The following is a 12,811-nucleotide window of genomic DNA, read 5'->3' as shown; positions in this document are numbered from 1 at the left end:
GTCAGACGGGCGTTGACCACGCAGCGCGCTGATCGGCCGGCGATCGATCAGCGCGCGCCGTTCGATCTGCTCTCGCGTCGAATCGCTTGCGGTGGATGCCCGTGCAGTTTGATGAAGGCCCGCCGCATCCGCTCCGGATCGGTGAACCCAACCGCCAACGCGATCTGTTCGATCGGTTCGCTGCCGCTCTGCAGGCGCAGCCGCGCAGCTTCGACGCGCAAACGCTCGACCGCCTTGGCCGGTGTTTCTCCGGTTTCCCGGCGAAACGCGCGGCCGAACTGTCGCACACTCAATCTCGCGGCTTCGGCAAGCCGTTCGACAGGCAACGCTTCAGCCAGATGCTCCCTGGCAAAATTCAGCGCGATGCGGATGCGATCCGATTCCGGCTCCATCTGCGACATGGCCGAGAATTGCGACTGCCCGCCCGGTCGACGATACGGAACGACCAACAGCCTCGAGACAGCGCGCGCGGTCTCCGCGCTCATGTCTCGTTCAATCATGCCGAGCGCGAGGTCTATGCCGGACGCGATGCCCGCCGACGTCCACACGTGCCCGTCCACCACGTAGATGCTGTCGCCGTCGACCCGGGTGCGAGGAAAGCGCGCCTGCAATAGCGCCGCGTATCGCCAGTGCGTCGCGGCTCTCAAGCCGTCGAGCAAGCCCGTTTCCGCGAGCAGAAACGCGCCCGTACAGACGCTCGCGACCCGCGATGCCCTGGCCGCCAGTTTTCTGGCGGCGGCGATATTCTCCGGCGTCTGCATCGGATCGATATCGCCGCCCACGAACACGACGGTGTCGAACGTGCGCCGTGCGGCGGGCTTCGTCTCGATCGATAGGCCCGTATTGCCATGAACCGGGCCGCCGGATTGCGAGATGACATGAAGATCGTACGGCGTATGGCCCGCGGCCGTGGCCACCTGATTGAAGGCCGCCAGTGGCCCGCCCAGATCGAGCGCATCGTAGCCGCGGCAAACGAAGAATCCGATTCGATGCATGACGAGCGGTTACCGAAAAATCAGAAGAGGCCAATTTTACCGGGAACCCTCGAATCGCGTCATTCGGCGACCGGAAGCTTCGCCACGACCTTGATCTCGAAGTCGAAGCCGTAAAGCCAGGTCACGCCGACCGCGGTGAGCGCCGGATGCGGCGCGTCGCCCCAGAACTCCGGCACGACCTGCCAGACGCGCTCGAACGTCGATTGTGGATCGACCATGAACACCGTGACGTCGACCACATCGTCGAACGTGCAGCCGGCCGCGTGCAGGATCGCATTCAGGTTTCGAAACGCGAGCCGCACCTGTTCCTGCAGATCCGGCTCGGGCGTGCCGTCCTCGCGACTGCCGACCTGACCGGAGACGAACAGCAACCCGCCCGCCCGTACGGCCGGCGAGTATCGGTTGCGCTCGTACAGCGCCCGACGTCCCGGCGCAAACACCACATCGCGCTTGCCCACCTTCACCTCCATGGATCACTGGTTTCGATCGGCACACTGTACCGACCGACGCCCGCGCGATAAACAACCATCGCTGTCCATGACCGTTTGTAAAATGCAAACAATTCAAATGCGAGGCACACACTCATGGATCGCTTCGATGCGATGCGCGCTTTCGTCCGGGTCGTCGAGGCGGGCAGCTTCACGAAGGCCGCCGAGACGCTGCATATGAGCAAGACCACGGTCACGCAGCTGGTCCAGCAGCTCGAGGCGCGCTTGCGGGTCCGGCTGCTGAACCGGACGACACGCAGGATCAACGTCACGCCGGACGGCATCGCGTACTACGAGCGCGTGACCCGGCTGCTTGCCGACATGGACGACGCCGAAACGAGCCTGTCGAGCGCCTCGACGCTGCCACGCGGCCGGCTGCGCGTGGACGTGCCCAGTCCGTTCGCGCGACTGATCCTGATCCCCGCGCTGCCGGCCTTCCTCGCCCGCTATCCGGACATTCAGCTCGACATGGGCGTGAGCGACCGCACCGTGGACATCATGGGCGAAAACGTGGATTGCGTCGTGCGCGGCGGCGAGCCGAACGATCAGTCGATGGTCGCCCGGCGCGTGGCGAACCTGTCGCTCGGCATCGTTGCATCGCCCGGCTATCTCGCACTCGCAGGCACGCCTTCGCATCCGGCGGAACTCGAAAACTCGCATCACCGCATCGTCGGGTTCTCGTGGGGACGCGCGGGCAGACTCTATCCGCTCGTCATGCATCGCAGCGGCGAGACCATCTCTGTGCAAGGCCGTTACGCGCTCGCCGTCGATGACGGCAATGCCTATCTCGCGGCCGGCGTGGCCGGCCTCGGCATCATGTGGCTGCCGCACTATATGGCGAAAGCGCATCTGGAGCGCGGCGAGCTCGTCACGCTGTTCGAAGACTGGCAACTCGCTCCCATGCCGCTATACATCGCGTATCCGCCGAACCGCCACGTCAGCGCCAAGCTGCGTGCGTTCATCGACTGGGTCGTCGAGCTGATGAACGCCCCTGCTGCCGTGGAGCCGCAATGAGCACGTTACGTGCGTCATGCGCGACCGCGCCCTTCGTCCGGGTGGCGGCGGCATCCGCGTCGGATCATGCGCGAGCCGCCCCTTCCGCTGCCGCTCCGGCGGATGCGGCCAGCTCGTCGATCCGCATCGCACGCAGCAACACGGGCCGATCGACCATCTTCCCGTCGACCGTCACCACGCCGCCATTCGACTCGCGCATCGCATCGAGCACCTGTCGCGCCCAGCGCACCTCATCGTCGCTCGGCCGAAAGCACTTGTGCACGAATGCGATCTGTTTCGGGTGAATGCAGAGCTTCGCGCCGAATCCCAATTGCTTCCCGTTGAGCGCGTCGCGCGCGATCCGTTCCCCGTCGTGAATGTCCGGCGTTACGCCGTCGACCGGCGACTCGATTCCGGCCACCCGCGAAATCAACGTCAGTTGCGACCGAAAGTGATTGAGCGAAACGCCATCGTCCGACATGCCCATGTCCGCGATGAAATCGAGCGTGCCGAACATCAGCCGCGCGACGTACGGCGCTTTCGCGACGTCGAGCGCGTTCCACATGCCGTGCGCGCTTTCGATCAACGGATAGATGGGCACACGCCGGCGCGCAAGCGCGACGGCCGCGCACACATCGTCCGCACGCGCGGCCTTCGGCAGCACGATACCCGCGACGCCCTTCAACGCGCCAAGCGCGGCGTCGGCCTCGAACCACGGCGTGTTCCGCGCATTGATCCGCACGAGCACCGGATGCTCGGGCGAAACCCACTGCGCGATCGCGTCGCGCGCCGCCGCCTTTGCGTCCGGTTCGACGGCATCTTCGAGATCGATGATGACCGCGTCGGCGCCGCTTGCGAGCGCCTTGTCGAACCGCTCGGGCTTGTTGCCCGGCACGAACAGGTATGACTGGGCAGGTGCCGAGCGTCCGACGCTCGCGCGCACCGCGGCATCAGACGGCATCGATCACCTCCGGCATCCGCTCGAACAAATCGCCGACCAGGCCGTCGTCGGCCACGCTGAAGATCGGTGCTTCGGAATCCTTGTTGATCGCGACGATCTTCTTCGAATCCTTCATGCCGGCCAGATGCTGGATCGCACCCGAGATGCCGACTGCGATTTCGTCGAACGGATTCATCGACATCTTCATGTTCGCGATGTCGACGCCCGTGTTGTCCGACTTCACGCGGACCTTCACGTTGCAATCGACCACCCGCTTCATCGCTACTACGATCTTCACGCGCTGCTCCTCCGTCGGGTCACTGGCGTCATCCGGTATCGCGAGCCATTACACGCGCAATCCCGCACGGCCACAACTATCGATTCGCTCTGCCGGTCATAGCCCGAACCTATTGCACGGCCGTTTTCCGGCGCCGGATGCGACACGGCCCGGAAGCGCCGGGCCGTTCGCCGCCAGCGTCCCTGTAATCGCCCGGAATCGCTGGATATCGTCCAGCGCATGACGCATGACAACGGAGCGGCGAGATCCGTGCCGCACCGCGCCGCCGAGCGGAAACGATCTCAACAACCGGCCCGAATACAGGCTCGACGCGATGCGTTCATGCCCGAGTGCATCGCCGATGATGAACATGTGAGGCTTCACGTGATGCGTGCACGCCTGACGTGCGACTTCATGGGGAGGGTCAGGCATACGCCCACGGGAACCGTGGCGCGGTCGAACAGGCGCAGTGCTGCGTCGCACAAATAGAGCCCCGGTTGCACCGCCTCCGCGCATCGACGGCGCCACCGGCGCAATCCCCGCCGGGGCAATCCGTCGCGACCCGGCGCTAGCGCAAACCCCGACCCCGGTTGCACTGTTCATCGCCTTTTGTGTCCTGTATTGTCCTTCCATCCCCGGTTGCCGAACCGGTGCATGGGAGGCTCACGATGCAGAAAAAGAATGCTGCAGCCGTCTGGATCCTGGTCGCGATGGTGGCGGGCATCGTGATCGGCTACATGATCTACACGAGCTTTCCCGACAAGAAAGCCACCACCGAAATCGCCGGTTACATCTCGCTCGTGTCCGACGTGTTCCTGCGCCTGATCAAGATGGTGATCGGGCCGCTGGTGTTCTCGACGCTGGTCGTCGGCATCGCGCACATGGGCGACGCGGCATCGGTCGGGCGCGTGTTCGTGAAGGCGTTCGGCTGGTTCGTCACCGCGTCGCTGATCTCGCTGCTGCTCGGCCTGTTCATGGCGAACCTGCTCCGCCCCGGCGACAACCTCGGCTTGCCGCTGCCGGACATCGGCGCCTCCGCGAACCTCGCGACCTCCAAGTTCACGCTGAAGGATTTCGTCGGCCACATGGTGCCGAAGTCGATCGCCGAGGCGATGGCGAACAACGAGATCCTGCAGATCGTCGTGTTCTCGATGTTCTTCGGCGTCGCGCTGTCCGCGCTCGGCGAGCGCGGCAAGATCCTCGTCGCCGCGATCGACCAGCTGTCGCACGTGATGCTCAAGATCACCGGCTACGTGATGAAGCTCGCGCCGCTCGCGGTGCTGGCCGCGATGGCCGCGACCGTCGCGGTCAACGGGCTGTCGGTGTTGCTGAAGTTCGCGGTCTTCATGGGCGACTTCTACCTCAGCCTGTTCCTGCTGTGGGCGCTGCTCGTCTGTGCGGGGATGGCGTTCCTCGGGCGGCGCGTGTTCAAGCTGCTGGCGCTGATCAAGGAAGCGTTCATGCTGTCGTTCGCGACCGCGAGCTCCGAAGCCGCGTACCCGAAGATCCTCGACGCGCTCGACCGGTTCGGCGTGCGGCGCAAGATCTCGAGCTTCGTGCTGCCGATGGGCTATTCGTTCAACCTCGACGGCTCGATGATGTACTGCACGTTCGCGTCGCTGTTCATCGCGCAGGCGTACAACATCCATCTGTCGCTCGGCACGCAGATCACGATGCTGCTGGTGCTGATGCTGACGTCGAAGGGGATGGCCGGCGTGCCGCGCGCATCGCTCGTCGTGATCGCGGCGACGCTGCACCAGTTCGGGCTGCCGGAGGCCGGGCTGCTGCTGATCCTCGGCGTCGACACGTTCCTCGACATGGGCCGCTCGGCCACCAACGCGGTGGGCAACTCGATCGCGAGCGCCGTGGTCGCGAAATGGGAAGGCCAGCTCATGTCGGAGGCGGAAGCCGAGGCCAACCTGGCGCGCATCGAGGCGGAGCAGGAAGGCACGATCGCGCATCCGGCGGACGTCTGACGGAGGCCCGGCGATGAAGATGCAGCGATTCTGGCGCGCGCTCGCGCTCGCAGGCCTGCTTGCCGCGGGCGCAACCGCGCGCGCGGACGATGCGCCCGCCCCGCCGCCGCGCGCCGAGCCGCTCGCGCCGGCCCAACTGACCGGCACGCTCGCGAAGGTGCGCAGCAGCGGCACGATCGCGCTCGGCTATCGCGACGCGTCGATACCGTTCTCGTACCTGAATGCGCGCAACCAGCCGATCGGCTATTCGATCGAGCTCTGCAAGGCGCTCGTGTCGTCGATCGAGGATGCGGTCAACAAGAGCCTGACGATTCGCTGGGTGCCGGTCACGTCCGACAACCGCATCGATGCGGTGGTCAGCGGCAACGTCGATCTGGAGTGCGGCTCGACGACGAGCAACCTGGAGCGCCAGCAGCGCGTGGCGTTCTCGCCGATCATCTTCGTGGCCGGCACGAAGGTGATGGTGAAGCGAGGCTCGCCGATCCGCTCGTTCCGCGATCTCGCGGGCAAGAAGGTCGCGGTGACGGCCGGCACGACCAACGAGAAGGCGCTGCGCGACCTGGACGCGCGGTTCAAGCTCGGGATCCAGTTGCAGGTGGTGCCGGATCATGCGCAGGGCTTCGCGCTCGTCGCGAGCGGCCGCGCCGATGCGTTCGCGACGGACGACGTGCTGCTGTACGGCCTGATCGCCGAGAATGCGGGCAAGGGCGGCCAGTACGACGTGGTGGGCGATTACCTGTCATACGACCCGTACGGCATCATGTTCCGCAAGGACGATCCGCAACTCGCGCAGGTCGTGAAGAGCACGTTCGAGGAGTTGGCCGTCGACGGCGAGATCACGCGTCAGTACAAGCGCTGGTTCCTGCGCCCGCTTCCGTCGGGCGTGAGTCTGAACCTGCCGATGAGCCAGCAACTGCAGACCATCATCGACGCGATCGGCGTCAAGAGCGATTGAGCGCGGCGGCTCGAATGTCGAAATGACAACGGCCCCGGTGTCTTTCCAGACACCGGGGCCGCTCGCCGCAAGCACCGCGCTTAACCGACCCGCGCTTCGTCCTGCCGCTCGGCTTCACCGCCATCCGCGGCCGCTCGCGCCAGCACGGGCTTCAATGCCTGCCCCGTGTGGCTCGCGCTCACCTGCACGAGCCCTTCCGGCGGCGCCGCCGCGACGATCGTGCCACCGCCCACGCCGCCTTCCGGACCGAGATCGATGATCCAGTCGGCTTCCGCGATCACGTCGAGATCGTGCTCGATCACGACGACGCTATGCCCGCCGTCGACCAGCCGGTGCAGCACGCGGATCAGCTTCGCGACGTCGGCCATGTGCAGGCCGACCGTCGGCTCGTCGAGCACGTACAGCGTGTGCGGCGCCTTCTGGCCGCGTCGCGTGATGTCGTCGCGCACCTTCGTGAGCTCGGTGACGAGCTTGATGCGCTGCGCCTCGCCGCCGGACAAGGTTGGCGACGGCTGGCCGAGCGTCAGATAGCCGAGGCCGACGTCCTTCATCAGCTGCAGCGGATGCGCGATGTTCGAAATCGGTGCGAAGAACTCCACCGCTTCGTCGATTTCCATCGTCAGCACGTCGCCGATGTTCCGGCCGCGCCACGTGACCGCGAGCGTCTCCGGATTGAAGCGCTGCCCGTGGCACACGTCGCACGGCACCTTCACGTCGGGCAGGAAGCTCATCCCGATCGTGCGCACGCCTTGCCCTTCGCAGGCCGGGCAGCGCCCGTCGCCGGTGTTGAACGAGAAACGCGACGCCGTGTAGCCGCGCGCACGCGCTTCCAGCGTATCGGCGAACAGCTTGCGGATCGTGTCCCATACGCCGATGTAGGTGGCCGGACACGAGCGCGGCGTCTTGCCGATCGGCGTCTGGTCGACCTCGAGCACGCGGTCGATGCGCTCCCAGCCGCTCAGCGACGCGCAGCCCTGCCACGCATGCGTGACGTTCAGCGACGGCCGCGGCGCGCTGCGCGCGAGCACGCTCGAGCGGCGGTTGGCGGCCGGCGCGTCCTGCTGCGCGGCCTTGCGCGCGCGCCGCGTGGCCGGCGACGACAGCACCGAGCGCCCGACCGCGTCGAGCAGGTTCGTCATCAGCACGTCGCGCGCGAGCGTCGACTTGCCCGAGCCGCTCACGCCCGTCACCGCGACGAGCCGCGCGAGCGGAATGCCGACGGTGACGTCGCGCAGGTTGTGCAGCGTCGCGCCGTGCACGGTCAGCCAGGCCTCCGGCACCGCCGGTGCGCCCTTCTTGCCCGCCAGGCTCACCGCGCGACGCGGCTGCAGGGGGTGCGTCATCGGCTGCGCGAGCAGGCGCCCCGTCACCGAATCCGGCTGCGCGGCCAGATCGGCGACCGCCCCCTCGGCGACCAGCGTGCCGCCGCGCTTGCCGGCGCCCGGGCCGACGTCGATGATGTGATCGGCGCGGCGAATCGTGTCCTCGTCATGCTCGACGACGACGAGCGTGTTGCCCTTGTCGCCGAGCTTGCGCAGCGCGTCCAGCAGGATCCGGTTGTCGCGCGGATGCAGGCCGATCGTCGGCTCGTCGAGCACGTAGCACACGCCCTGCAGGTTGCTGCCGAGCTGCGCGGCGAGCCGGATGCGCTGGGCTTCGCCGCCCGACAGGCTCGGCGCCGCGCGATCGAGGCTCAGGTAGCCGAGCCCGACCTCCTCGAGAAACGCGAGGCGGCTGCCGATCTCGCTGACGATGTCGCGCGCGATCTGCGCGTCGCGGCCGGTCAGTTCCAGCGCGTCGATCCAGCGGCGCGTATCGGACACCGTCCACTGCGCGACCTCGACGATCGGATGCGCGTCGAACGTGACCGCGCGTGCGGACGGGTTCAGGCGCGTGCCGCCGCAATCGGGGCACGGCTCGTTGCCGACACCTTCCGGTTCCTGCTCGTCCGACGGCAGCGTCTGCTCGCGGCCGCGATCGTCCCCGGCGCGCACGGTGTCGTCGTACGCCGCGCGCTGTTCGCGCGTGAGCGTGACGCCCGTGCCGACGCAGGTCGTGCACCAGCCATGCTTGCTGTTGTACGAGAACATCCGCGGATCGAGTTCCGGATAGCTCGTGCCGCACACCGGGCACGCGCGCTTGACCGACAGCACCTTGACCTCGCCGACGCGCGCGGTCGAATGACCGTTCTGCACCGCGTGGTGCAGCCCGTCGAGCGGCGCGAGCAGGTGCATCACGCCCTTGCCGAGTTCGAGCGTCTCGTCGAGCACCCGCCGCAATCCGGCTTCGTCGTCCGGCGACACGACGATATCGGCCACCGGCAGCTCGATCGTGTGCTCGCGGAAGCGGTCGAGCTTCGGCCACGGGTCGACCGGCACGAACTCGCCGTCCACGCGCAGATGCGTGCTGCCGCGCGCCTTCGCCCACTTCGCGAGATCGGTATACACGCCCTTGCGATTGACGACGAGCGGCGCGAGCAAGCCGACGTGCTCGCCGCGATGATCGCGCAGCAGCTGCGCGGCGATCGACTCGACGGTTTGCGACGTGACCGGCGTGCCGTCGTGGATGCAATGCTGGAGGCCGAGCTTCACATACAGCAGCCGCAGGAAGTGCCACACTTCGGACGTGGTCGCGACCGTGCTCTTGCGGCCGCCGCGCGACAGGCGCTGCTCGATCGCCACCGTCGGCGGAATGCCGTACACCGCGTCGACTTCCGGCCGCCCGGCCGGCTGCACGATCGAGCGCGCATACGCGTTCAGCGATTCGAGGTAGCGGCGCTGGCCTTCGTGGAACAGGATGTCGAACGCGAGCGTCGACTTGCCGGAGCCCGACACGCCGGTGATCACGTTGAACTTGCCGTGGGGGATGTCGACGTCGAGCGCCTTCAGGTTGTGCTCGCGTGCATTGACGATCCGTACGACGTCCTCGCCCTCGATCGCGCGCCGCTCGCGTGCGGCGTTCAGCACGGCCTGCAGCGGCACGCCTTCGTCGGCCAGCGCCGTTTCGCCATCCATCGCGCGGTCGTACTGCAGCAGCGCGACGCCGGTATGCGATTCCGCGCAGGCCTTCACGTCGTCGGGCGTGCCCGCGCACAGCACGCGGCCGCCGCCGTCGCCGCCTTCCGGGCCGAGATCGATCAGCCAGTCGGCCGCGCGGATCACGTCGAGGTTGTGCTCGATCACGATCAGCGAATGGCCGGCCGCGAGCAGCTTGCCGAACGCCTGCATCAGCTTCGCGATGTCGTCGAAGTGCAGCCCGGTGGTCGGCTCGTCGAACATGAACAGCTTCGCCCGCGCGACGCGCGCCTCCTCGCTGGCGACGCGGCGCCCGCCAGCGGCTGCCGCCGATTCGGCGAGGAAGCCGGCCAGCTTCAGCCGCTGCGCCTCGCCGCCGGACAACGTCGGCACCGGCTGGCCGAGCTTCACGTATTCGAGACCGACGTCGACGATCGGCTGCAGCACGCGCAGCACCTCGGCGTCGGTCGCGAAGAACGCGGTTGCCTCGCTGACGGTCAGGTCGAGCACGTCGGCGATGTTCAGCGCACGGCCGTCGCGCTCGATGCGCACTTCGAGAATCTCGGCGCGGTAGCGGCTGCCGTCGCAGTCCGGACAACGCAGGTAGACGTCGCTCAGGAACTGCATCTCGATGTGCTCGAAGCCCGAGCCGCCGCACGTCGGGCAACGGCCGTCGCCCGAGTTGAAGCTGAACGTGCCGGCGCCGTAGCCGCGTTGCAGCGCGAGCGGCGCCTTCGCGAACAGCTTGCGGATCTCGTCGAACGCGCCGACATAGCTGGCCGGATTCGACCGCGTGGTCTTGCCGATCGGCGACTGATCGACGAACACGACGTCGCCGACCTGGTCGGCGCCCGTGAGCTCGCGGAACGCGCCCGGCGACTCGGTCGCCTTGCCGTGGTGGCGCGCCATCGCCGGATAAAGCACGTCCTGCAGCAGCGTCGACTTGCCCGAACCCGATACCCCCGTCACGCACACGAGCCGCTGCAGCGGAATCTCGACCGTCACGTCGCGCAGGTTGTGCTCGGTCGCGCCTGCGAGCACGATGCGCGGCGTGCTCGCGTCCACCGGACGGCGCGCCCAGTTCGACGCATGCGCGACGTGCTTGCGGCCGCCGAGATACTCGCCCGTCAGCGTGTGCGCGGAACGGATGTCGCCCGGCGTGCCGTCGTAGACGATCGTGCCGCCGCGCTCGCCGGGCCCCGGGCCCATGTCGATCAGCCGGTCGGCCGCGAGCATCACCGACGGATCGTGCTCGACGACGACCAGCGTATTGCCCGCGTCGCGCAGCCGCTGCATCGCCTCGACGATACGCGTGAGGTCGCGCGGGTGCAGCCCGATGCTCGGCTCGTCGAGCACGAACAGCGTTTTGGTGAGCGACGTGCCGAGCGCCGTGGTCAGGTTGATCCGCTGGACCTCACCGCCGGACAGCGTGCGGCTCTGCCGGTCGAGCGTCAGGTAGCCGAGGCCCACGTCGCACAGGTATTTCAGGCGCGTGCGCACTTCGGCGAGCAGCAGCTTCAGCGCGTCGTCGAGCAGCGCGCTCGGCAGGCTCACGTCGTCGAAGAAGCGACGGATGCGCTCGATCGGCAGCAGCATCAGGTCGTGCACCGTCAGGCCCGGCAGCGCCTCGAGCTGCGCGCGCGTCCAGTCGACCCCGCGCGGCAGGAAGCGATTGGCGGGCGCGAGCACCGCGTCGGCGTTCGCCTTCGAGCCGAGCCGCCACTGCAGCGATTCCGTCTTCAGGCGCGCGCCGCCGCACACGTCGCACGGCGTGTAGCTGCGGTACTTCGACAGCAGCACGCGGATATGCATCTTGTACGCCTTCGATTCGAGATAGCCGAAGAAGCGTTTGACGCCGTACCACTGGCTCTGCCACTTGCCGTTCCAGTCCGGCGAGCCGTTGATTACCCATTCGCGCTGGGCATCCGTCAGGTCGGACCATGCCGTGTCGCGCGGGATGCCGGCTTTCGCCGCGTAGCGCATCAGGTCGTCCTGGCATTCCTTCCAGGCGGGCGTCTGCATCGGCTTGATCGCGCCGCCGCGCAGCGTCTTGCGCGCGTCGGGGATCACGAGGCCGAGATCGACGCCGATCACGCGGCCGAAGCCGCGGCAGGTTTCGCACGCGCCGTAGGCCGAGTTGAACGAGAACAGCGCCGCCTGCGGCTCCGCGTAGCGCAGGTCGCTGTCGGGATCGTGCAGCCCGGTGGAGAAACGCCACACCTGCGGCTCGGCGGTCGCGGCGAGCGCGGTGTCGGATTCCGGCGCCAGCACGTAGACGTTCACGCGGCCGCCGCCGCGCTTGAGCGACGCCTCGATCGCCTCGACCACGCGCACCTTGTCGGCCTGCTGCACGCGGAAGCGGTCGGCCACCACGTCGAGCAGCTTGCGCGGGCCGGTGGGCGACGCGACTTCGCGCTGCGCCTGCACGCGCGTGTAGCCGCTCGCGGACAGCCACTGCGCGACTTCGTCCTCGGATGCGCTTTCCGGCAGCTCGACCGGGAACGTGACGACGACGCGCGGATCGTCGGCGCGGGTGCGCTCGACGAGTTCCGCGTAGATCGTCTCGGGCGTGTCATGCCGCACCTGCCGCGCGGTCTGGCGGTCGAACAGCTCGGCCGCGCGCGCGTACAGCAGCTTCAGGTGATCGTTGAGCTCGGTCATCGTGCCGACCGTCGAGCGCGAGCTGCGGACCGGGTTGGTCTGGTCGATCGCGATCGCGGGCGGCACGCCGTCGACGCGCTCGACCTGCGGGCGGTCCATCCGGTCGAGGAACTGCCGCGCATACGCGCTGAACGTCTCGACGTAGCGCCGCTGGCCTTCCGCGTACAGCGTGTCGAATACGAGGCTCGACTTGCCGGAGCCCGACGGGCCGGTGACGACCGTCATTTCGCCGGTGCGCAGGTCGAGATCGAGGTTCTTGAGGTTGTGCTGACGTGCTCCGCGAATGCGGATCAGATTGCTGGATGACAATTTGCCTGCCCGTCTGAATGAGTTAGCCGGAATCACGGTGCCGGAACGCTGCGGCGGATGCCGCGCAGACGCGGCGCACGTGCCGCACGGGTCATGCCCGCGCCGCTCGAGTTCGATGGATACTATACTGTATATTCATACAGTTTTCCAACCTGGGCTGCATCGTGCCGGAAACGTTCGCACGATTGCGACATCCGTGTGTC

8 protein-coding genes and 1 pseudogene are annotated in these 12,811 nt (G+C 67.4%); 3 read left to right on the top strand and 6 right to left on the bottom strand.

From position 1 onward, the window contains the following. Nucleotides 1-47: 47 nt before the first annotated feature. The gene (locus tag ACP26O_RS32415) at nucleotides 48-995 is read right to left on the bottom strand and encodes a GlxA family transcriptional regulator (protein ID WP_175665792.1); all 948 of its coding nucleotides are present in this window, start codon (nucleotides 993-995) and stop codon (nucleotides 48-50) included. 59 nt (nucleotides 996-1,054) lie between these two features. After that, nucleotides 1,055-1,453 (bottom strand): RidA family protein, encoded by a 399-nt coding sequence (locus tag ACP26O_RS32410; protein ID WP_166724516.1) that lies wholly within the window; start codon nucleotides 1,451-1,453, stop codon nucleotides 1,055-1,057. Nucleotides 1,454-1,579: 126 nt separating this feature from the next. Here ACP26O_RS32410 and ACP26O_RS32405 point away from each other — a divergent pair, with 126 nt between their 5' ends. Beyond that, complete coding sequence (locus ACP26O_RS32405) at nucleotides 1,580-2,497, top strand: LysR family transcriptional regulator (RefSeq protein ID WP_175665793.1); 918 nt, start codon at nucleotides 1,580-1,582, stop codon at nucleotides 2,495-2,497. 64 nt (nucleotides 2,498-2,561) lie between these two features. Here the strand turns inward: ACP26O_RS32405 and ACP26O_RS32400 are convergent, their stop codons facing one another. The 3 genes and pseudogenes from ACP26O_RS32400 to ACP26O_RS32390 form a co-directional block, all read right to left on the bottom strand. Further along, complete coding sequence (locus ACP26O_RS32400; protein WP_175665794.1) at nucleotides 2,562-3,437, bottom strand: HpcH/HpaI aldolase/citrate lyase family protein; 876 nt, start codon at nucleotides 3,435-3,437, stop codon at nucleotides 2,562-2,564. Then, nucleotides 3,427-3,594, bottom strand: a pseudogene (locus ACP26O_RS32395) (electron transfer flavoprotein subunit alpha/FixB family protein); the annotation flags it as partial. The gene ACP26O_RS32400 and the pseudogene ACP26O_RS32395, both read right to left, overlap by 11 nt. Before the next feature lie 216 nt (nucleotides 3,595-3,810). After that, nucleotides 3,811-4,065, bottom strand: coding sequence for a hypothetical protein (locus tag ACP26O_RS32390; RefSeq protein ID WP_175665795.1), 255 nt, complete (start codon nucleotides 4,063-4,065; stop codon nucleotides 3,811-3,813). Nucleotides 4,066-4,361: 296 nt separating this feature from the next. Between ACP26O_RS32390 and ACP26O_RS32385 the strand changes: the two genes are divergently transcribed. Beyond that, on the top strand, nucleotides 4,362-5,669 hold the full coding sequence (locus ACP26O_RS32385; RefSeq protein WP_426356419.1) for a dicarboxylate/amino acid:cation symporter: 1,308 nt from the start codon (nucleotides 4,362-4,364) through the stop codon (nucleotides 5,667-5,669). Between the two features lie 13 nt (nucleotides 5,670-5,682). Continuing rightward, on the top strand, nucleotides 5,683-6,624 hold the full coding sequence (locus ACP26O_RS32380; RefSeq protein ID WP_175665797.1) for an amino acid ABC transporter substrate-binding protein: 942 nt from the start codon (nucleotides 5,683-5,685) through the stop codon (nucleotides 6,622-6,624). Between the two features lie 80 nt (nucleotides 6,625-6,704). On the opposite strand, the gene uvrA is transcribed toward ACP26O_RS32380, so the two are convergent. Beyond that, nucleotides 6,705-12,608: an excinuclease ABC subunit UvrA gene (gene uvrA / locus ACP26O_RS32375; RefSeq protein WP_175665798.1), complete on the bottom strand. Its 5,904-nt coding sequence runs from the start codon at nucleotides 12,606-12,608 to the stop codon at nucleotides 6,705-6,707. Nucleotides 12,609-12,811: the final 203 nt, after the last annotated feature.

Source organism: Burkholderia sp. R-40, from assembly GCF_049942845.1.
Classification (GTDB): domain Bacteria; phylum Pseudomonadota; class Gammaproteobacteria; order Burkholderiales; family Burkholderiaceae; genus Burkholderia; species Burkholderia ambifaria.
This window is presented reverse-complemented; position numbering and strand designations above follow the sequence as displayed.